Raw genomic sequence first — 20,973 nt, forward strand, 5'->3', positions numbered from 1 at the left:
AATCACGATGCATAACAACAAGAAGCCACTGCTGATCGCTAGCGCCGCTGTCCTGGCCGCCTCCATGGCGACAGGCGCCAGTGCCGCGACCCTGGATAGCGTCAAGGAAAAGGGCTTTGTCCAGTGTGGCGTCAGCACCGGCTTGCCGGGCTTCTCGGCACCGGATGACGCCGGTAACTGGCAGGGCCTCGATGTCGACGTCTGCCGCGGCGTCGCGGCAGCCGTGCTGGGCGATGCCAGCAAGGTGCGCTATGTACCGCTGACGGCCAAGGAGCGTTTCACCGCGCTGCAGTCCGGCGAGATTGATGTCCTGTCCCGCAACACCACCTGGACGGCGACCCGTGACACCTCACTGGGCCTCAACTTCGCTGGCGTGAACTATTACGACGGTCAGGGCTTCATGGTCAGCAAGGACCTGGGCGTCTCCAGTGCCAAGGAACTGGACGGCGCGGCAGTCTGCATCCAGTCCGGTACCACCACCGAGCTGAACCTGGCGGACTACTTCCGCCTCAACGACATGTCCTTCGAACCGGTCGTCTTCGATACCTCCGATCAGACCGTCAAGGGCTTTGAGGCTGGCCGTTGTGATGTTCTGACCTCCGACCAGTCCCAGCTCTACGCGCTGCGTATCAAGCTCTCCGATCCGGCGTCCGCGATGGTGCTGCCGGAAGTCATCTCCAAGGAACCGCTGGGCCCCGTCGTCCGTCAGGGCGATGACCAGTGGTTCAACATCGTCAAATGGACCCTGTTCGCGCAGATCAATGCCGAGGAGATGGGGCTGACCTCCGACAACATCGAAGAGAAGAAGGCAGATACCAACCCGAACGTCGCGCGTCTGGTCGGTGCCGATGGCAACTACGGCGAAGCCATGGGGCTGCCGGCTGACTGGGCCTACCAGGTCATCAAGCAGGTCGGTAACTACGGCCAGATGTTCGAGCGCAATGTGGGTACCGGCTCCGCACTGGGTATCGAGCGTGGCTTGAACGCACTGTGGACCGATGGCGGCGTCCAGTACGCCCCGCCGGTTCGCTGATGCGCGGGCTCGCCCTGTACTGCGGGTGGGCCTTGCCCCTCATGACAGGCTGAGCAAGGACGCTGGCCAGGGGAAGTGAGCGTCTTGCTCCACTTCCTCTGGCCAGCGTCATGTGGGCCCCCAGTTGATGAGGCCTGGCCTGTGAGGCCCAGCCTGTTCCTCGTGACCCATTCATCGAGTGCCGAGAGATAACTGACCTGCCGTTCGATAGGACGGCAGGCGGAAGTCGCATAGCTTTCCGGCGGAGATTGCCTGTATGACACAACCTGCTTCTCGCCCGCCGGCCACGGTCAAGCCGCCATTCTGGCGTGACCCGGCCAAGCGGGCACTGATCTTCCAGCTATTGATGCTGGCAGGCGTGTTCGGTGTGTTGGCGATCATCGTCAGCAATACCCTGACCAACCTCGAAAGCCGTGGCATCACCACCGGCTTTGCCTTTCTGGACAACACCGCAGGCTTTGGCATCCTGCAGAGCCTGATCGACTATTCCGAGCAATCCACCTATGGCGATACCTTCATCGTCGGCCTGCTCAATACCTTGTTGATATCCGCACTGGGTGTCATTGCCGCGACCGTGATCGGCTTCATCATGGGGGTCGCGCGTCTGTCCCCCAACTGGCTGATCTCGCGACTGGCGGCGGTCTATATCGAAGTCTTCCGCAACATCCCGCTGCTGCTGCAGATCTTCTTCTGGTATTTCGCCGTTTTGAGAACCCTGCCGAGTCCGCGTGGCTCGCTGTCGCTGGGCGAGGCATTCTTCCTCAACGTGCGTGGTCTGTTCGTGCCGGCCCCCATCACCTCCAGCGGTTTCTCGGTGGTGATCGCCGTGTTCGTGCTGGCCATCGTCGCCAGCGGCATCTTCAGCTACTGGAACCGACAGCGGCAGGCACGTACCGGTCAGCGCCTGCCGGCGGGCTGGATCTCGCTCGGTCTGATCATCGTGGCGCCGCTGCTGGCCTACTTCGCGATGGGCATGCCGCTGAGCTGGGAGCTGCCGGAACTCAAGGGGTTCAACTTCCGTGGCGGCATCACGGTCGTTCCCGAGTTCCTCGCCCTGTGGGTCGCGCTGTCGGTCTATACCGCAGCCTTCATCGCCGAGATCGTGCGTTCCGGCATCGAAGCGGTACCGCACGGCCAGACCGAAGCCTCACGGGCGTTGTCGCTGTCCGGTGGCATGACACTGCGTCTGGTGGTGGTGCCGCAGGCGCTGCGCGTCATCATCCCGCCGCTGACCAGCCAGTACCTGAACCTGATCAAGAACTCGTCGCTGGCCACGGCCATCGGCTACCCCGATCTGGTCTCGGTCTTCGCGGGTACCACGCTCAACCAGACCGGTCAGGCCATCGAGGTGATCGCCATGACGATGCTGGTCTATCTGACCATCAGTCTGCTGGTCACCATGTTCATGAACTGGTTCAACGCCCGCATGGCGTTGGTCGAGCGCTGAGGGTCTGCCCATGTCGATTGAAAAGACCCTGTCACGGGTCACCGAGAAGATGATCGATTCCCGTCCGGCGCCGAGCGACAGCATCGGCGCGGTGGCCTGGCTGCGAGCCAATCTGTTCGCCGGACCGATCAATACATTGTTCACGCTGTTCGCGCTGTATCTGGTCTACCTGCTGGTGGTGCCCAGCCTGCAATGGGCGCTGATCGATGCCAGCTGGAGCGGTACCTCACGAGAGGACTGCACGGGGGAGGGCGCCTGCTGGGTGTTCATCAGTGCGCGTCTCGATCAGTTCATCTACGGCTTCTACCCGAGTGAGGAAACCTGGCGGGTCGATATCGTCTTCGCCGTCTTTGCGGCTCTGATCGCCTGGCTGGCGATTCCGAAGCTGCCGGCCAAGGGCTGGGTCGCCATCGTCAGCCTGGCGGTGTTCCCCTTCATTGCCTACTTCCTGCTGCATGGCGGCAGCTTCGGCCTCGAGATCGTCGGCACCCACGAGTGGGGCGGTCTGATGCTGACGCTGGTGCTGGCGGTGGTGGGTATCGTAGCGGCACTGCCACTGGGGATCCTGCTGGCGCTGGGGCGTCGCTCCGAAATGCCGATCGTGAAGAGCATCTGTGTGGTGTTCATCGAGTTCTGGCGCGGTGTGCCGCTCATCACGGTGCTGTTCATGGCCTCGGTGATGCTGCCGCTGTTCGTGCCCGGTGAGGTCAATCTCGACAAGCTGGTGCGTGCGCTGATCGGCATCACCCTGTTCCAGAGTGCCTACATGGCGGAAGTGGTGCGTGGTGGCCTGCAGGCGATCCCGAAGGGGCAGACCGAGGCTGGCATGGCGCTGGGACTGGGCTACTGGCGCAACATGGGGCTGATCGTGCTGCCCCAGGCGCTCAAGCTGATGATTCCCGGCATCGTGAATACCTTCATCGCCCTGTTCAAGGACACCTCGCTGGTACTGATCATCGGGCTCTTCGATCTGCTCGCCATCGTGCAGGCCGGTCTCGCCGACCCCAAATGGCTGGGCTACTCCATCGAGGGCTATGCCTTCGTGGCGCTGGTCTTCTGGGTCTTCTGCTTCAGCATGTCGCGCTACAGCCAGTATCTCGAGCGCCTGCTGCATACCGGTCACAAGAAGCGCTGATCACGGCGCCAAGGAATCTTCATCATGACAACGACAACATCCGCCTCGCAGGGCAACACCGGCGCCGATGAGCGCCCGATGATCGAGCTCAAGGGCCTCAACAAGTGGTACGGCGACTTCCACGTGCTGCGCGACATCAACCTGAGCGTGCGCAAGGGCGAACGTATCGTCATCTGTGGCCCTTCGGGGTCCGGCAAGTCGACGATGATCCGCTGCATCAATCATCTCGAGGAGCATCAGGAAGGCGATATCGTGGTCAACGGCATGCCGCTGACCCAGGACATCAAGCAGATCGAGGCGATCCGTCGCAACGTCGGCATGGTATTCCAGCACTTCAACCTGTTCCCGCATCTGACGGTGCTCGAGAACTGCTGTCTGGCGCCTATCTGGGTGCAGAAGCGGCCGCGCCGCGAGGCGGAAGCGGAAGCCATGAAGTACCTGGAGCGCGTGCGCATCGCCGATCAGGCCCACAAGTTCCCCGGTCAGCTGTCCGGCGGCCAGCAGCAGCGTGTGGCGATCGCGCGCTCGCTGTGCCTGAGCCCGGAGGTGATGCTGTTCGATGAGCCGACGTCGGCGCTGGACCCGGAGATGATCAAGGAAGTGCTGGATGTCATGGTCGAACTGGCCAATGAGGGCATGACCATGCTGTGCGTGACCCACGAGATGGGCTTCGCCAAGACCGTCGCCGATCGCGTCATCTTCATGGATCAGGGCCAGATCATCGAAGAGAACGCGCCGGAGCCGTTCTTCAACAACCCGCAGTCCGAGCGGACTCAGCTGTTCCTCAGCCAGATTCTGGGGCATTGAGGCCACGGACTGATCGGATGCTGTAAGCCGTCAAAAGACAACGCCCCGCGTGATTTCCATCACGCGGGGCGTTTTCGTGTGTGAGTCGCAAAGTAGTTAGTGGGTGATCACTATCAATTCGTTCCTCTGAATAAAGAGGCTTGCCTAGAGGCTGGGCTCGGTGCGGCGTACTTTGCTGCTGCGGGTGTCTGGCAGCTCTTCATCGCTACCCAGACTTGGCTCCTGCGGCTTGGCCGCGGCCTTGGGCGATGCAGCGGCAGGAGCATTGGCAGATGTCGCCGTCGCCGCTGTGGCAGCGGGGGCTTCTTCGCCTTCGCGCGGCCAGGTGACGCTGCGCGGCTTGCCGACCCAGCTGTCGTCATTGTCGTGCACCGCCGGGCGGCGCGAGATGGAGCGCGTCACCAGCGCCGCGGCATCCAGGGTGTGATTGGCCCCGCGAATGCTCAGCAGGTGATGCGGCGCCATCAGCAACTCGAACAGCAGGCGCGTCATCACGAAGGCGAGCAGGAAGCCGCCGGCACCCTGCGCCAGTACCGGCCACTGCGCGACCAGCGAATTGTCAGGCCCGATGGGCGTCAAGTGCTGCAGCGTCCAGCCGCAGGCAGCCGCCAGCAATCCCAGCTGCAGCATCAGGTGAGCGGTGACCAGCACGCGCCGGGGCAGCGGGCGGCGCATCAGGAGTAGATTGCGCATCGAAACTTCTCCGAAAAAGACCACAGGATGAGGGGAGCGGTGGCAGACGGGCAGGCGGTACCCCGCGTTGGGCGGATGTTAGCACGCACTTCGCTATCGACGTCATGTCCGGGAGTCGCGACGCCAGTGTCGGTTCCGGCAACGATGGAGGAGCGTTGCATGTGGCTGGCGGGGTAAAGGAAAGGCCGGGCATGCCGATACAGAGGGCGGCACGTGCCGATGATGACGGCGGTACACCGCATGCCCGCATGCCTTGCCACCGAGGGCAGACCGACGCGCTCTGCGCTGGCGGCCCCCGGCCCCCTTCCCGATGGATTCGAACCAAGGAGTGGCGATGTTTGCCTCGTTACGTGCGCGCATCACGTTAGCCTGTGTGGCGATAGTGCTGGTGGCGCTGGTGGTCGTCAGCAGCCTGAATGCCTGGACCACGTTCCGCAATACGCATGCCGATGAGAGCGACTACCAGCAACAGTTGCTGAGATCGAACGCCGCCCAGTTGAGCCAGTGGTTCAGCGTACATATCAATGCGGTGAGCGGAATCGCGGCCAGTAGCCTCGAGAACTTCCCCGATGCCGCCTTGACCCAGGCGATGAAGCAGGGCGACTTCAGCAAGACCTATGTCGGCTTCCCGGATGGTCGTTTCCGTTACTTCGATGGGCGCCCGGGGCGGGCAGGTTATGACCCGCGCCAACGCGGCTGGTACCAGGCGGCGGTGGCGGCCGGCAAGCCCGTCATCACGGCGCCCTATGTCGGAGCTACCAGTGGCGAACTGGAAATCAGTGTGGCGGCGCCGGTCTATCGTGGCTCACGGCTGGTCGCCGTGGTCAGTGGTGATCTGCCGCTGGCGTTCATCACTCGAACGGTCGCCGAACTCTCGCCGACGCCCAACAGTTTCGCCTTCCTGATCGACGATACCGGCACGCTGATCGCCCACCCGGATGATGCCCTGGTGCTCAAGCCGATGAGTGCACTCGCATCGGCCCTGACGCCCGAGACCCTGACCAGCAGCAGTCGCCTGGTGGCCGCTGGCCAGTCGGCACTGGTGGTCGATATCCAGCAGCGTGAGTACCGCATGTTCAGTGCCGAGCTTGATTCGACAGGGCTGGGTGATGCCGGTTGGCGTCTGGCGCTGGCCCTGGATGTGGCCGACTCGAATGCACCGCTTTATGCCCAGCTGTGGACCACGCTGGCCATGACGCTGCTGGTGTTGCTGGGAGCCGCTGCCGTGATGTCGTGGATCGCCAGTCGCAGTCTGCGCGGCCTGGCGCTGGTGCGTGATGCGCTGGTGGATATCGCCGCGGGGGAGGGCGATCTCACGCGGCGCATTCAGGTCAGCGGGCGTGATGAAGTCGCCGAGATCGGTAATGCCTTCAACCGCTTCGTCTCGACCCTCAATGGCGTGCTCAGCGAGATTCGCCTCGCCAGCGGTGCGGTGCAGACCGCCGCCGCCGAGATCAGCCAGGGCAGCCAGGATCTGTCGTCACGCACCGAGCAGGCGGCGGCCAATCTGCAGGAAACCTCGGCCTCGATGGAGCAGATTTCCGGCACCGTCGCCCAGTCCGCGGACTCCGCACATGAAGCTGACGGGCTGGCCAAGTCGGCCAGTGAGGTCGCGCGTCGCGGCGGTGAGGTGATTGGAGAGGTCGTCACCACCATGCAGGGCATCGATGATGATTCGCGCAAGATCACCGAGATCGTCAGTGTCATGGACTCCATCGCCTTCCAGACCAACCTGCTGGCATTGAATGCCTCCGTCGAGGCGGCCCGTGCCGGCGAGCAGGGGCGTGGCTTCGCGGTGGTGGCCGGTGAGGTGCGTACCCTCGCCCAGCGCTCTTCCGAGGCCTCGCGGGAAATCGCCACGTTGATCAGCTCCGCCAACGAGCGCACGCGCAATGGTGCCGAACAGGTCAGGGTGGCCGGCAGCACCATGAACGAAATCGTCGCCAGCGTCATGCGCGTCAGTGAGGTGATCGGCGAGATCAGCCATGCCACCCAGGAGCAGAATCACGGTGTCGGACAGGTCTCCAGCGCCGTAGCCGAGCTGGACCAGGTGACACAGCAGAATGCGGCGCTGGTCGAGGAATCCGCCGCGGCAGCGGATGCGCTTTCCGAGCAGTCGGCGCGTCTGGCCGAGATGGTGGGACGCTTCCGTCTGGATGGCCCTGCGCAGCCGCCCGCAATGGCGACACGCAGCGCTGGCACTCTCTCCGCACAGGACTCCAGCCCCCGCGCTGCCAGACCCGTTGCATCGGAGGAGCTGGATTGGCAAGCTTGGTAAGACCAGCAGCACGCAAGCCAGTCAGTCGCCAGTGACAGGCATCAGACGCCAGGGCCGCCCTTCGGGGCGGCCCTGGCGTTTTTGATTATCTGCTTTCCTGTCGATCTTCCGGCGTCGGGCTGGCGGGGTGGTGAGCGGGAAATGAGCGGCAAGGGTTGAATGTGCGCAAGGGTGCCAGCATGTAGTCAATTGAAAGCGAAGCGATGATCGTCATTCCTCATCAACGACGCCTTACGAGAGACAGGGAGTGTGTAAATGGTTACTTACATCGTTGCTGCCGACGCCGCCCGTGCACGTATCTTTGCCCGTGCCGCTGGCAAGGTCACCGAAGTGGAAAGCCTCGTACATCCTGAAAGCCGCCAGCATACCGGTGACCTGAGAACCGGTGGCAAGGGTGAATCCAGCGGCGGTCACGGCAGCCTGCATCAGACTGGCGATGATGGCGCGACCTCTGACAAGCATCAGGACTTCTTCGCCAAGGAAGTCGCGCAATACCTCAAGCAGACGGCCAATGACGGCAAGTTCGATGAATTGATCATCGCCGCTGCGCCCAAGTTCCTGGGGGCGCTGCGCGACAAGCTCGACAAGCCGGTCGCCAAGCTGGTGACGGAAACCGTCGACAAGGACCTCTCCCACGAGAGCGCTGATGAGATCAAGGCACGTTTCACCGGCCTGACTCACTGATCACACCCCCCCGTCATCCAGAGACCAGGACGCCGCCAGCGGTAACGTTGGCGGCGTCTGTGTGTAAGTGGTCACTATTATTGTGATTCCCGTGACAAGAGGGATGGTGCCTTGATGCTCTGTGCCATCAGGCTCGGTTGCTGAAGGCCGTGCATGTGCGAATCACGGTACCTGCGGCAGGATGATCTCGTCACTGCGTGAGGCGCTGCCGCTCAGGTTGCGGCAACCGGCGACGAATTCGCGCATCGCCTGGGTGATGAAGCGATCACGATGGTGGACGAAGCGATAGGCGCGGGTCAGCTCCAGCCATGGAGTGGGCAGCTCGACGAGGCTGCCGCGCCGAAACGCATCTCTCAGCGCGAGGCGCGAGATGCAGCCGATGCCGAGCCCCGCTTCCACGGCGCGCTTGATGGCTTCGGTGTGTTCCAGCTCCAGCATGATGTCGAGGCGCTGGGAAACGCTGGTCGAAGGCCCTTCCAGGTGCGGGCGCAATGCCTGCTCGAAGGTGCCGCGTGTGCCGGAGCCACGCTCGCGCATGATCCAGCGTGCCGCCAGCAGACGCTCAAGCGTTACCTCACCCTGTGCCAGCGGGTGTGACGGCGCACAGAAGATGCTCAGCCGATCACTGACCCAGTGGGTCGCCTCCAGCAGCGGATGCTCCACCTCGCCTTCCACCAGCCCGATGTCCAGTTCGAAGTGCACCAGCTTGTCGATCAGCTGATGGGTGTTGTGCACGTGCAGCTCGACACGGCTGGCGGGATGATGGTGCAGAAAGTCACCGATGATCTGAGGCGCCAGGTAGTTGCCGATGGTCAGCGTCGCGCCGATTTCCAGCGAGCCGGTGGCGTCCTGCTGACCAAGCAGCTGCTCCAGCTCCTCGGCCTGGTCCAGCAGTGCGATCGCCTTGGGCAGCAGCTCACGCCCCAGGCCATTGAGTCGCAGGCGCTTGCCATGGCGATCGAACAGCCGGCAATCGAACTGACGTTCCAGCTCGGCCAGTGCCGTGCTGGCCGCTGATTGCGACATGGCCAGACTGTCGGCGGCCAGAGAGACATTGTCATGCCGCGCCACCGCCACGAAGACGGCCAGCTGGCGAAGACTGTAGCGCATTCGACCTCCCGGGGCATGCAGTGAAGGGGCAGAGGTGAGGAGGCGAAAGTGAACGCAACGCAGGATTCGCCGTCAGAGCGGACGGATCCTGCACGATCGAGGTTGAAATGCGATTCATTCGCAACCAATATTGGTAAACTAGATAACCTATATCCAGATAAACCATTTAACGCATAACCCTGCAGTGACTACAATCGCTGCATAGTTCATTGGGTCATAAGCTGTTATTTGTTTATGCCAAGATAGAATATTGAATTCGAGGGGTCACGCCCCGGGAGGCCATCAGGTGAGCAGTCTGACCACAACCGAAGTCATCGACGTCCATCACTGGAACGATTCGCTGTTCAGTTTCCGCACTCAGCGTGAAGACAGCCTGCGCTTCAAGAACGGCCAGTTCGTGATGATCGGCCTGGAAGTCGAAGGCAAGCCGCTGATGCGCGCCTACTCGATCGCCAGCCCGAACTACGAGGAGCACCTCGAGTTCTTCTCCATCAAGGTGCAGGACGGCCCGCTGACCTCACGCCTGCAGCACCTGCAGCCGGGCGATCAGATCATGGTCTCTCGCAAGCCGACAGGCACGCTGGTACTGGACGATCTGCTGCCGGGCGAGAATCTTTACCTGTTCTCCACAGGCACCGGCCTGGCGCCGTTCTTGAGTGTCATCCAGGACCCGGAAACCTATGAGCGCTATGACAAGATCATCCTGATGCACGGTGTGCGCCATGTCTCCGAGCTGGCCTATGCCGACATGATCGCGGAAGAGCTGCCCAAGCACGAGTATCTGGGCGAAGAGATCGCCGAGAAGCTGATCTACTACCCGACCGTGACGCGCGAGGAGTTCCGCAACCAGGGCCGCATCACGGACCTGGTCGAGAACGGCAAGCTGTTCGAGGACATCGGCCTGCCGCCGCTGGATCCGAAGCGCGACCGCGCCATGATCTGCGGCAGCCCGGCGATGCTCGACGACATCAGCGCCATGCTGGATGCGCGTGGCTTCGCCATCTCGCCGAAGATGGGCGTGCCGGGTGACTATGTGATCGAGCGCGCCTTCGTCGAGAAGTGATCCGCGAGCATCACGCATGAACGGCAAGTGCTGAAACAAAAAACCGCAGGCCGATGGCCTGCGGTTTTTTGTGTGCTCATGTCAGCGGTCGGGGCAGCACGTCAGCCAGGGGCTTGCGCCAGAGGCTCAGACGGCGTCCTTGCCGGTCTCGCCGGTACGGATGCGAATGACCTGCTCCAGTGGTGAGACGAAGATCTTGCCGTCGCCGATCTTGCCGGTGTTGGCGACATTGGTGATCGCCTCGATCACGGAATCGATCATGGCGTCATCCACCGCGACTTCCAGCTTCACCTTGGGAAGGAAGTCGACCACGTACTCGGCACCCCGATACAGCTCGGTGTGGCCCTTCTGGCGGCCGAATCCCTTGACCTCGGTCACGGTGATACCCTGCACGCCAATCTCCGACAGGGATTCGCGCACGTCGTCGAGCTTGAATGGCTTGATGATGGCAGTGACCAGTTTCATCGTGTCTCTCCTTGGGTGATGGTGCGGGTAACGAGGCCTGCTCGTCACGCCGGTCTCTAACTCAAGCATACACCGCTTATCCAGTCAGGAAAAAAGACTCCCGCCAGGTGGCGGGAGTCTTGAGGCTGCAGATGCTGTCACGTCCAGGCTTACTTGCGGCTGGAGGTGAATTCCGGGTAGGCCTCCATGCCACATTCGGCCAGATCCACACCTTCGTACTCTTCTTCCTCGCTGACGCGGATCCCCATGATGGCCTTGATGATCAGCCACACCACGAGGCTTGCGATGAACACCCAGGCGAAGATGGAGGCGGCGCCCAGCAGCTGTGCGGAGAAGGTGGCATCGTCATTGGTCAGCGGCACGGCCAGCAGACCCCAGAGACCGACCACACCGTGCACGGAGATGGCACCGACCGGATCATCGATCTTCAGCTTGTCGAGACCGACGATGGAGAACACGACCAGCAGACCGCCGACGGCGCCGATCAGGGTGGCAGCACCGACGCTCGGTGCCAGCGGACCCGCAGTGATGGCGACCAGGCCAGCCAGCGCGCCGTTGAGGGCCATGGTCAGGTCAGCCTTGCGGAACCACAGACGGGCGAGGATCAGCGCGGCGATGACACCACCACAGGCAGCGGCATTGGTGTTGACGAAGACCTGAGCGACCGCGTTGGCTTCATCGATGTTGGACAGCACCAGCTCGGAGCCGCCGTTGAAGCCCAACCATCCCAGCCACAGGATGAAGGTACCCAGCGTGGCCAGCGGCAGGTTGGCGCCCGGGATGGCATTGATCTCACCGTTCTTGCCGTACTTGCCCTTGCGAGCGCCCAGCAGCAGCACACCTGCCAGAGCGGCGGAAGCGCCGGCCATGTGCACGATGCCGGAGCCGGCGAAGTCGCTGAAGCCCGCTGCGCTCAGGAAGCCGCCACCCCAGGTCCAGTAACCCTGCACCGGGTAGATGACGCCAGTCATGACCACGGCGAAGGCCAGGAAGGCCCACAGCTTCATGCGCTCGGCGACCGCACCGGAGACGATGGACATGGCGGTTGCCACGAACACCACCTGGAAGAAGAAGTCGGAACGAGCGCTGTAGTAGATGTCGCCACCGGAAGCGAGCGCTTCCTCAGCGGTATTCTCGGCACCGATCAGGAAGCCCAGGCTCGGCAGGAAGCCGCCTTCGGCGCTCGAGTACATGATGTGGTAACCGACGACCATGTACATGGTGCAGGCGATGGCGAACAGCGCCACGTTCTTGGTCAGGATCTCGGTGGTGTTCTTGGCGCGGACCAGACCGGCCTCGAGCATGGCAAAGCCGGCTGCCATCCATAGCACCAGGGCGCCACAGACCAGGAAGTAGAAGGTATCAAGTGCGTACTTGACCTCGATGATCTCGTTCATGCGGGGTTCTCCTTGTTATTGTGCGCGGGGCTCAGACAGCGTCGGCGCCGCGTTCACCGGTGCGGATACGGATGACATCGTCCAGCGGAGTGACGAACAGCTTGCCGTCGCCGATCTTGCCGCTGTTGGCCGCCTGGGTGATGGCGTCCAGTACCGATTCCACACTGCTGTCATCGATAGCCACTTCAATCTTGACCTTGGGAAGGAAGTCGACGACGTACTCGGCACCGCGATACAGCTCGGTGTGCCCCTTCTGACGTCCGAAGCCCTTCACTTCGGTGACGGTAATCCCCTGCACGCCGTTGTCGGCCAGTGCTTCTCGTACGTCGTCCAACTTGAAGGGTTTGATGATGGCGGTGATCAGTTTCATGTGCTGCCCCCGTTCGCTACCGGAATGATCATTCTTGTTAAGCATGGCCAGTCAGATGAGCTGGCGGCCTGTTCCTGACAAGTGCATCGCACGAGATGTGCCATGAGGCTGAAAATCCTTGTAACTCATCTGGTTATCGCCAGATGGCTGACCGTCTTTCGGCCTGTGCAAAGATGGCTGAATCCGGAGGTCACCTGGCATGCACCGTAATGGTGCTGCTTCTGCGCCTTTGGGTGTGGGGGCAAGTGCTAATGTGGTGCAGGTGTGTGCCTGCCGATGAGGATTGTCTGGTGCAGGACGATGCGGGGCATGCACCCGACTCCAGGGTTGCGTATCCTTGCAGCAGGACACGACGGCCCCATGTACAGGGGTGTCATCATTTTCTGACCGGCAGTCCGCACGACGCGGCTGCCGGCCCGCAACGGCTGAGGTGCAGCATGTTCAAGAATGACGTCATCGGGCGTATGGCCCAGCAGATCGGTGAGCGCCTGCAGGATGCCTCGCATGGCCCGGAAGAGCTGCAGAAGTCCGTGCAAGGGGTGATGCGCGGTGCCTTCGACCGCATGGAACTGGTCTCGCGTGAAGACTTCGACATCATGATGGATGTGCTGACGCGTACGCGCAGCCGCGTCGAGTCGCTGGAAAAGCAGGTCATCGCTCTTGAGGCACTGCTGGAAAAGCAAGGGCTGGTAGCGGGCAATGCACCGGCTGCCGAGCCCGCCATGCCAGTGGATGACGAGGGGGAAGCCGCGGTGGCGAAGCGTGAAGCCGCCAGCCACGCCGCGGAGATCGAGCGCCAGCGCGACGCCTGACTCGTCAGGTGACGGCTGAACCAAAACCGCCACGCCCTTTCGGGGCGTGGCGGTTTTTTGCGTCATGGGCGCCGCTGATTCCGGGGGAAGCCTCAGGCAGTCTGGGGACGAGTGCCCAGCATCCAGCGCACCAGACCTACCACTGAGGCGATGATCCAGAAGATCTCGATCACGAAGCTGGCGAGGTTGAAATTGATGCACAGGCTGATCAACAGCAGGATCGCCCCGCTCAGATTCATCAGGTTGTAGGTCAGGCTGCGGGCATCGAGTCTGCCGAGCTGCAGCAGGAAGAAGGCGCCGACGACCAGAGTGGTGCCTAGCATGCCGATCACATCCGCCAGGGATGCCAGCGGGGCAAGCATGTCTTGCATGGGTAGTGCTCCTGAAACAAGCCGAAGTCGTCCTGAATGGCTGGCCCTTTCCGTGGGTTGGACGATTCTCTGCCGCGCATCGGCGGCGTTCCGTGAGACAGCTTGGCGGTCATCCCGGCAAGGCCGGGACAACCGATCAAATATACAGCAGTCCCCGTCCGGCGGCACTCTTGTGGTTCTCTCGAGGGCGCCATGGCCCCTGTATGAGCACTTTCTTGGTGCAGGCAGGTATCAAGTCGGCCTCTCGCCATTCCCGTGTGGCGCCTGGTGGCGCTGAAATGCGCCAAAACAGGCGCTTTTGCGTGGAAAGTGCTGGCGAAACCGCTACTTTTAATCCGCCGTGAGCGCTTGTCGGCAATGCTGGCGAGCGACCCGCATCGTCAGCACCCGGGTGCGTTGCGACGCGTGAAGCTGAAATGGCAGTCGCAGTCGCAGTCGCAGCCGCAGCCGCAGTCGCAGCCGCAGCCGCAGGGCGCCAGATGCTCTCAACTACCAGGCAGCAACAAGTCGTCACCCAGTGCCAGGTCCTCAGGCGCCAATCCCTAGGCATCAACAACCCGATACTCGTGCAAATTCCTCGAGCGCAGCGCATGCGCCTTCTCTGATTCAACCTGATCTCTGACATGGCTTTCATCACTCGACTGAGTCGAGTGTCCAAGAACCTGTCTGTGCTTATTGAGTTTAATTTCTGTTGACTGGAGATGTGAAGGCTGTGGATTGCCTGGTCTGACGTTGGCACGTTTGATCATCGATGGTATCAGCGTGTTGACTGATGAAGTTTTGAGCGCTCAAAAAATGTCCACACGCGATGATTATGTAATCTTGTCCACAGCCTGTCTATTAGTTACGCATCCAGTAATTTCGGTATCCTGGGGCGTAAAGAGGTTTACGTTATATGCGCGAGAATCGTCATCTGAACACACATTTTCAGGTGATGCATGGCAGTGTCGTGGGGGGATGCGAAGCCTTGCGGCAATTGTCGAGCGCCCGAGCGTTGAGGCGCTCGCCGTCTGGGGGGGTATGAGGTTTGCCATGCTGGGAGGGTTGGCAGCGGTGTGTGCCTTCGTGCTCATGGCAGGCCAGGGCCTGCTCCGATTGCGCCGTGCAACTGAGAGGCGGCATCACGCAGGGAAGACTCATGTCATTGGCAATGTTGCGCACGCGCGCGTCACTTGGTCTCGAAGCGCCGGAAGTTCAGGTGGAGGTACACCTTTCCAACGGCTTGCCGGGGCTGTCCATCGTCGGCTTGCCGGAAGCGGCGGTGAAGGAGAGTCGTGAGCGGGTGCGCAGTGCGCTGCTCAATGCCGGCTTCGAGTTTCCGGCGCGCCGTATCACCCTCAATCTGGCGCCAGCGGACCTCCCCAAGGAAGGCGGACGCTTCGATCTGCCCATTGCGCTGGGGATTCTGGTTGCCTCAGGGCAGATACCGGAAGAAGCCGTAGCTGCGATGGAGTGCCTGGGTGAGCTGGCGCTCGATGGCAGCATCCGCGCCGTGACTGGCGTGCTGCCAGCCGCACTCTGCTGTCGCAAGGCGGGGCGGACGCTGGTGGTGCCGCGCGGCAATGCCGACGAGGCGGCACTCGCCGAGGAGTTGGAAGTCCTGGCGGTGGGCCACCTGCTGGAGCTGGTGGCCCACCTGCTGGGGCGCGAGCGCCTCACAGCGCATGTGTGCTCGATCATTCCCCAGGCGCGCCTGCCAGAGCCCGACCTGAGCGAGGTGCGTGGCCAGCATCAGGCACGCAGGGCACTGGAGATCGCCGCGGCGGGCGGCCACAACCTGCTATTCGCTGGTCCGCCGGGCACCGGCAAGACGATGCTGGCCAGTCGCCTGTCCGGCATCTTGCCGCCACTGGGCGAAGGGGAGGCACTGGAAGTCGCGGCGGTGCGCTCGGTATGTGGCCTGCCGATCATGGAGCGCTGGGGTCAGCGGCCTTTTCGTGCTCCGCACCACACGGCCAGTGGGGTCGCGCTGGTGGGCGGTGGCTGTCATTTCCAACAATTGTTGCGACTAAACAATAATTACTGCGACAATCTCTATGTTGAGTTTACATAGAGCACGCCCTTGTGACCGTTTCTCTCAAACAATGCAGAACCTTTAGCTTTCAAGATGGCACCCTTAAAGACGAAACTGAGCGCTTGGTCGTTTGGTGGTACGGGCCTATCTTCAAAAATATCCGCTCACAAAGCGTCCCTAAAATTTATGTATTTTTAAGACCTATTGATCAGGAGAACAAATTAGGAGATGTGATTAAGCGAACGACGGTCTTAACGCATGTCGGGCTATTGAGAATCGGCTCCGTCTGGGAAAAGGGCGTGAGCAACTCCCGCATCGCATTTGAGGAGAAAACATTCCCTGTTTCGTTCTCTCCGGGCGGCTGGCGGATTGTCTCCTTAGACGACTTACACAAAGCAGGGCGCAGCCTCTATACCTCCTTTCATGAGGCAAGCTATTTACCGCTGGACAGAAAACACAAATCGTACCTGATTGAATTTTACCTCCCAGGTGGCAAACATCTGCTCATCCCTTGCACCGAATTTTTTGCACGCGTTTACGGTCGATCATCTGAAATCAAGCGGGTGCTCGCCACTTACCCTTGGGAAGAAGTAAAAGAGCGTCTTTATCGACCGCTTAACGCGCCTGCATCCCCAGGTACGTGGCCTGTCAAATTTACGTATCGTGTTCATAAACACGATGCTATTTTGCTCGCGCATATGCTGTACGATCCCTATGCTGAACAGGCTGCCAGAAGCATTTACTCACAGATTGAAGCCCGCTTCCCCGCAGATAGGATACTTTTTGAGGTCACGCCTTGGTTCCAGGGCAGCGGGGAAATCTCTGTTTCTGGCGTTCCGATTGATGGTGGCAACACATTTCTAGGATTGCAGATATTAGGCTGTACGCAGCCCGACGGTGCCACGATCCACCGCGAAAGAGAGAAGTCAACGACAGTACCAGCCACCGATGGCGATGATGCTCCCACTCAATTTCCCTATCATCAGCTTCAAGACATCCCCGATGTCATTGACCTGACGGATGATGAAGAGCCCGACCATGGCTCTTCTTGGCTAGACCTTCCTGAGGACGAATTCGTTATTTTAGGTAAGCCTCGCGCTGTCTTGGATAAACGATATACTCGAAAAAATGTGCCCGATACACGAGGCGTCCCCGTTCCGGGTGACGAAACCATTTTCTCCACTGGGGAGCCACATGGATCAGGAAAAGGGGTCGGACAGGCCTCTATTCATGCTCCTATTACACTGGAATCACAGGGCTTTCTACGTGATATGTGGAATGCGCTTCTCTATTTACAATCGGCCTATCCCGCAACGATTCGTGGCGTTAGCTGGTTTACCTTTGAAGACGGCTTTAGCACTTCCCCCGACCCTCGGTTGATCAGCCTCGAACCTTTCGAAATAGACGAGGAGGTGAAAACGACAGTCGCTAATTGGGTTTACATTGATACTCAGACCAAGCTACCTCGCGGGGTGCTCGTCATTAGGGTGCATGTGTTAGATCAAACACTCTATCTCATGGAGATTCAACGACGCCCTCCAAAACCCAGAGCTGGCGGTAGCGAGGAGGCATCCAAGCCTCCTTCCTATAAAGGTTTGGTCTTCACGCTGAGCCACCAAGGCAGCTTCGAGCAGTGGTTACGCCAAGTGCTGTCTAACGTGCGGCACGTAGAAGGTGTTGTCCAAAAACTAGTTCGTCACTGCCCAGGATTCGCCGATACGTTTAAGCACCCTAAATCCAAAAAGGAACAGATACCCTGCGAAGCCTCTGTGTTAAATGCTTTTAGCAAGGTCAGTATTGGTCGCAGTGACTTAGCGTAGGTACTATTTGTAACCTTATAAGTAGGCGGTATCTGTTTTGTCGGTAAGAGCAACCAGTACACACCGTGTGCAGGTTGCTCTTCTGACGGAGAACCGATACGGCCATCCCTTCAGTGACGGGCGAGAATCTTCGCTGCGATGGGCGAAGTGATCATTTGAATCACGGCAAAAAAAGCGGCTGGAATCGCGATTTCTGATGGCAAACCGGAAGCAGCGACAAACGCTGCGGCAATGCTGAATTCCTTTTTACTGACCGTGAAAAGATAGGTAATCACCTCTTTGCGATCAGAGGTGAGTAACCGTGAGGACATACCTACCAGGTAGCCAATCAAATTGAGGCACAGGGCCGCGCCCGCAATCACAAACGCATACCAGCCATAGCCAATGATCGTGGTGGCATTCGGCCCGACCACGGCGAGTAGGATCAGCAGATACAGAATTGACCCTATCCCTGCATACGCTGAATCATGAAGTGGACCCCAGAATTCGGACCAGGCGCTAAGCTCTGATCATACCGACCAGGAGAGCTTGATCATGAGCAGGAAACGTCGACAGTACAGCAGTGAGTTCAAAGCCAAGGTAGCCCTTACTGCCCTCAAGGGGGAACAGACCACGTCAGAGATCGCAGCCCGCTTCGAGATCCACCCAACCATGGTGAGTCAGTGGAAGCGCGACCTGCTGGACAACGCCACCGGCGTCTTCGAGGGCAAAAGTTCCAGTAAAACCGCCCAGAAGACCCAGGAGGAGATCGATACGCTCTATCGCGAGATCGGCAAGCTGACGGTGGAACGGGATTTTTTGTCACGCAGGCTCGATCGTTGAGTCGGGCCCAGCGCCTGACAATGGTCGAGCCGCAAGCGCCCGGCATCAGCCTCCGACGTCAATGCCAGCTACTCGGTATCAGTCGCTCCTCGATGTACTATCAGCGCAAGGCGCTACGGGCCTATGATCTGGAGTTAATGCGTCTGATCGACGCGGAACATCTGCGCACACCGGTCTATGGCTCACGAAGGATGTCAGCCTATCTCAATCGCTTGGGCCACGCAGTGAGCCGCAAGCGCGTCCAGCGATTGATGCGCGGGATGGGACTACAGGCTATTTATCCGAAGCCATGCACTAGCCGGCCAGGTACAGGACATCGGATCTATCCTTACTTGCTGCGGGGGCGAGTCATCGACCGCCCCAATCAGGTATGGGCGACCGATATCACCTATATTCCTTTGGCGCGCGGGTTCATGTACCTGGTGGCCATCATGGACTGGCACAGCCGTCGCGTGTTGGCCTGGCGGGTCTCCAACACCCTGGATACGGACTTCTGTATCGATGCTTTGGAGGAAGCCTTGGCGTGTTATGGAAAGCCCGAGATATTCAATACAGATCAAGGCTGTCAGTTCACCAGCCAGTCGTTCACCGAAGTGCTGGAAGCCCATGATGTCCGGATCAGCATGGACGGCAAGGGATGCTATCAGGACAACATATTCGTGGAACGACTCTGGCGCAGTGTGAAGTATGAGTGCGTTTATCTGAAGGCTTTCGAGAGCGGCGCCCACTTGCGAGGGGATCTGAAGCGTTACTTCGCTTGGTACAACACAGAGCGGCCCCACCAAGGGCTAGACGATGCTACACCTGATGAAGTGTACTTCTCTCAACCACTGATCCAGGCGGCCTGACGCCGATGATGACCTGATCCGAGCTTAGACGACCCGTCAGGTGGTCCAAAGGATGGGGTCCACTTCATCATGCCGTGCAAAGAAAGCCGAAAACTTTGTCCGCAAGCTGACCCCAATCACGGTAGGAACAAGCACGATTAGTGTTAATTCAAGAATAATTGAACCAAGCGGCACGTCCAACTGGAGGCCGGTGAGCCATAAAAACAGGAAGGGGACAATGAACGGACATAACGCGGTGTTGACTGCGTTGAAAACAGCGGCAAGCGCCACATTGCCTTTCGCCATCAGTACCAAAAGAGGAGAGGACACATCCGTCGGCAGAGTGCCGAGCAAGATTTGGCCAGCAGCCAGTGAGCCGCTTCCAAAAAATAGACGGCCCGTTAGCCACCCGGCAATCGACATCGGCCCATAGACCAGCCCCAATGCCAACAACTGCCGTGACGGCTTACGGAACACGATGCGCACTGCATGCGCATCGAATGTGAGGCTGATGATCAACATCAGTAATGCCAGTAATGGCCCAATCGCGAACTCAAGCATTATTCCGGTGGCCGGAAAGAGTAAGCCTACCCCCGCGACGACGATTACAAACCAGACAAGGTGCGCCTCGACAAAATAAATGAATCTACTCATGGTGGATTGGACGTTACCGGTTGAAGTGGATTGAGCCCCGCACCTAAAACATGATCACTTCGGCCCAGCACGCCATGACTTGCTTGGGAGCAAGGGACGCTCTTCCCAATCCAGCGATGCAAATAGACAATGCTCAAGGGTTGAAGCTTTAGTTGCTAGAGGTTTTATAGTACCAAGAACAGATAATTCGAGAGAAGGTAACAGATGGGACATCATCATGATCATCCTCACATTGATCCTGCCTCTGGCGACCGGCGCGTCAGCATCTCCATATGGGCCAATGGGCTCTTAACCATCGCTCAAATCGTCGGTGGCATTATGGCGGGAAGCTTATCGCTGATCGCTGATGCGTTACATAACTTTTCAGACATGGCAGCGTTAGTCATTGCTTTTTCCGCTCGTAAAATCGCCAGACGGCCCGCCGATGCGCATATGACCTTTGGCTATGGCCGCATCGAGATAGTGGCAGCACTCATCAATTACACCACCCTCATTATTGTCGGCGTCTACCTGATTTACGAAGGCGCTATGCGGATGATCGATCCCCCTGAGATAGAGGGATGGACGATCGTGATTATTGGTGGCGTCGCGCTCGTCGTCGATGCCCTTACCGCCATGCTCACGTGGTCAATGCAAAAAGAGAGTGTCAATATCCGCGCCCTTTTTCTGCATAACTTATCGGATGCGTTTGCCTCCATCGCTGTGATTATCGGTGGTTCGCTTATTTTACTGTACGACATGCGCTGGGTAGACCCCGCCATCACGATAGGGATTGCGCTATATATTCTTTACCTTGCCTTCTCTGAAATTGGTGGCCCTATCCGTACGCTAATGCTGGGGTCTCCCCCGGAAATTGACGGGCAGGCAGTCGTTGATACCGTCCGAAATATCGAGGGAGTCCAGGATATTCACCATGTGCATCTATGGCAGATGCAGGAAAACATGGCAGCCCTTGACTGCCACGTGGTTCTGACAGAAACCGGCTGGCAGCAGCTTGAATCCGTCAAAGCAGAGATCAAGGAGCAGCTTAAAATGCGCTTCAGTATTGCTCATTCTAGCCTAGAGTTTGAGCATAGTGATCACGCGCATCAAAATGCCAATCTATATGGGCACGAGTGACAGACCGAGGCCGACTCCCGGCTCAGGTAGGTAGCGATCGACTTACTCCCAT

The 20,973-nt window shown here is 59.7% G+C and carries 19 protein-coding genes and 1 pseudogene; 12 read left to right on the forward strand and 8 right to left on the reverse strand.

Annotated elements, in window-relative coordinates; all coding sequences use genetic code 11:
• Positions 1–7: 7 nt before the first annotated feature.
• The 4 genes from AC5WNI_RS00285 to AC5WNI_RS00300 all read left to right on the forward strand — a co-directional run bounded on the left by AC5WNI_RS00285 (position 8) and on the right by AC5WNI_RS00300 (position 4,422).
• Complete coding sequence (locus AC5WNI_RS00285) at positions 8–1,033, forward strand: amino acid ABC transporter substrate-binding protein (RefSeq protein ID WP_166019078.1); 1,026 nt, start codon at positions 8–10, stop codon at positions 1,031–1,033.
• Between the two features lie 256 nt (positions 1,034–1,289).
• Positions 1,290–2,480, forward strand: a complete 1,191-nt coding sequence (locus tag AC5WNI_RS00290) for an amino acid ABC transporter permease (protein WP_495928566.1) — start codon at positions 1,290–1,292, stop codon at positions 2,478–2,480.
• 10 nt (positions 2,481–2,490) lie between these two features.
• Positions 2,491–3,615 (forward strand): amino acid ABC transporter permease, encoded by a 1,125-nt coding sequence (locus AC5WNI_RS00295; protein WP_175088967.1) that lies wholly within the window; start codon positions 2,491–2,493, stop codon positions 3,613–3,615.
• A 78-nt stretch (positions 3,616–3,693) separates the two neighbouring features.
• Entirely contained in the window at positions 3,694–4,422 is a 729-nt protein-coding gene (locus tag AC5WNI_RS00300; RefSeq protein ID WP_043331784.1) for an amino acid ABC transporter ATP-binding protein, read from the forward strand.
• A 144-nt stretch (positions 4,423–4,566) separates the two neighbouring features.
• Here AC5WNI_RS00300 and AC5WNI_RS00305 read toward each other — a convergent pair whose 3' ends face one another.
• Complete coding sequence (locus tag AC5WNI_RS00305) at positions 4,567–5,115, reverse strand: hypothetical protein (protein ID WP_175088968.1); 549 nt, start codon at positions 5,113–5,115, stop codon at positions 4,567–4,569.
• Positions 5,116–5,449: 334 nt separating this feature from the next.
• On the opposite strand from AC5WNI_RS00305, the gene AC5WNI_RS00310 reads away from it, so the two are divergent.
• Together AC5WNI_RS00310 and AC5WNI_RS00315 are read left to right on the forward strand one after the other, a co-directional pair.
• Positions 5,450–7,393: a methyl-accepting chemotaxis protein gene (locus AC5WNI_RS00310; protein WP_254627026.1), complete on the forward strand. Its 1,944-nt coding sequence runs from the start codon at positions 5,450–5,452 to the stop codon at positions 7,391–7,393.
• A 255-nt stretch (positions 7,394–7,648) separates the two neighbouring features.
• Entirely contained in the window at positions 7,649–8,077 is a 429-nt protein-coding gene (locus AC5WNI_RS00315) for a host attachment protein (RefSeq protein WP_285460665.1), read from the forward strand.
• A 162-nt stretch (positions 8,078–8,239) separates the two neighbouring features.
• Here AC5WNI_RS00315 and AC5WNI_RS00320 read toward each other — a convergent pair whose 3' ends face one another.
• The gene (locus AC5WNI_RS00320) at positions 8,240–9,187 is read right to left on the reverse strand and encodes a LysR family transcriptional regulator (protein WP_175088970.1); all 948 of its coding nucleotides are present in this window, start codon (positions 9,185–9,187) and stop codon (positions 8,240–8,242) included.
• Between the two features lie 286 nt (positions 9,188–9,473).
• On the opposite strand from AC5WNI_RS00320, the gene AC5WNI_RS00325 reads away from it, so the two are divergent.
• Entirely contained in the window at positions 9,474–10,250 is a 777-nt protein-coding gene (locus tag AC5WNI_RS00325) for a ferredoxin--NADP reductase (RefSeq protein ID WP_043331585.1), read from the forward strand.
• 126 nt (positions 10,251–10,376) lie between these two features.
• Here the strand turns inward: AC5WNI_RS00325 and glnK are convergent, their stop codons facing one another.
• The 3 genes from glnK to AC5WNI_RS00340 form a co-directional block, all read right to left on the reverse strand.
• Positions 10,377–10,715 carry a P-II family nitrogen regulator gene (glnK, locus tag AC5WNI_RS00330; RefSeq protein WP_024951507.1) on the reverse strand — a complete coding sequence of 113 codons (339 nt, stop codon included), beginning with the start codon at positions 10,713–10,715 and terminating at the stop codon, positions 10,377–10,379.
• A gap of 149 nt (positions 10,716–10,864) precedes the next feature.
• The gene (locus AC5WNI_RS00335) at positions 10,865–12,112 is read right to left on the reverse strand and encodes an ammonium transporter (protein ID WP_175088971.1); all 1,248 of its coding nucleotides are present in this window, start codon (positions 12,110–12,112) and stop codon (positions 10,865–10,867) included.
• Between the two features lie 31 nt (positions 12,113–12,143).
• Positions 12,144–12,482 (reverse strand): P-II family nitrogen regulator, encoded by a 339-nt coding sequence (locus AC5WNI_RS00340; protein WP_175088972.1) that lies wholly within the window; start codon positions 12,480–12,482, stop codon positions 12,144–12,146.
• Positions 12,483–12,919: 437 nt separating this feature from the next.
• Here AC5WNI_RS00340 and AC5WNI_RS00345 point away from each other — a divergent pair, with 437 nt between their 5' ends.
• A complete protein-coding gene (locus AC5WNI_RS00345; protein ID WP_175088973.1) occupies positions 12,920–13,294 on the forward strand; it encodes an accessory factor UbiK family protein in 375 nt (124 codons plus the stop codon).
• Positions 13,295–13,386: 92 nt separating this feature from the next.
• On the opposite strand, the gene AC5WNI_RS00350 is transcribed toward AC5WNI_RS00345, so the two are convergent.
• Entirely contained in the window at positions 13,387–13,665 is a 279-nt protein-coding gene (locus AC5WNI_RS00350; protein WP_217485823.1) for a CBU_0592 family membrane protein, read from the reverse strand.
• A gap of 1,138 nt (positions 13,666–14,803) precedes the next feature.
• Between AC5WNI_RS00350 and AC5WNI_RS00355 the strand changes: the two are divergent.
• Positions 14,804–15,649, forward strand: a pseudogene (locus AC5WNI_RS00355) (YifB family Mg chelatase-like AAA ATPase); the annotation flags it as partial.
• An 80-nt stretch (positions 15,650–15,729) separates the two neighbouring features.
• Positions 15,730–17,499, forward strand: coding sequence for a hypothetical protein (locus AC5WNI_RS00360; RefSeq protein WP_225347467.1), 1,770 nt, complete (start codon positions 15,730–15,732; stop codon positions 17,497–17,499).
• Positions 17,500–17,609: 110 nt separating this feature from the next.
• On the opposite strand, the gene AC5WNI_RS00365 is transcribed toward AC5WNI_RS00360, so the two are convergent.
• On the reverse strand, positions 17,610–17,912 hold the full coding sequence (locus AC5WNI_RS00365) for a hypothetical protein (protein ID WP_495928567.1): 303 nt from the start codon (positions 17,910–17,912) through the stop codon (positions 17,610–17,612).
• Between the two features lie 121 nt (positions 17,913–18,033).
• Here AC5WNI_RS00365 and AC5WNI_RS00370 point away from each other — a divergent pair.
• Positions 18,034–19,169, forward strand: a protein-coding gene (locus AC5WNI_RS00370; RefSeq protein WP_156941212.1) for an IS3 family transposase whose coding sequence is annotated in 2 segments (ribosomal slippage) — positions 18,034–18,307 and positions 18,307–19,169 — 1,137 coding nt in all. Because the reading frame shifts where the segments join, the coding sequence is not laid out codon by codon here.
• 36 nt (positions 19,170–19,205) lie between these two features.
• On the opposite strand, the gene AC5WNI_RS00375 is transcribed toward AC5WNI_RS00370, so the two are convergent.
• A complete protein-coding gene (locus AC5WNI_RS00375; protein ID WP_495928568.1) occupies positions 19,206–19,802 on the reverse strand; it encodes a bile acid:sodium symporter family protein in 597 nt (198 codons plus the stop codon).
• Positions 19,803–20,006: 204 nt separating this feature from the next.
• On the opposite strand from AC5WNI_RS00375, the gene AC5WNI_RS00380 reads away from it, so the two are divergent.
• Entirely contained in the window at positions 20,007–20,921 is a 915-nt protein-coding gene (locus tag AC5WNI_RS00380) for a cation diffusion facilitator family transporter (protein WP_225347468.1), read from the forward strand.
• The last annotated feature ends 52 nt before the right edge of the window (positions 20,922–20,973 follow it).

This window comes from Cobetia sp. PDI-12MA (genome assembly GCF_059507695.1).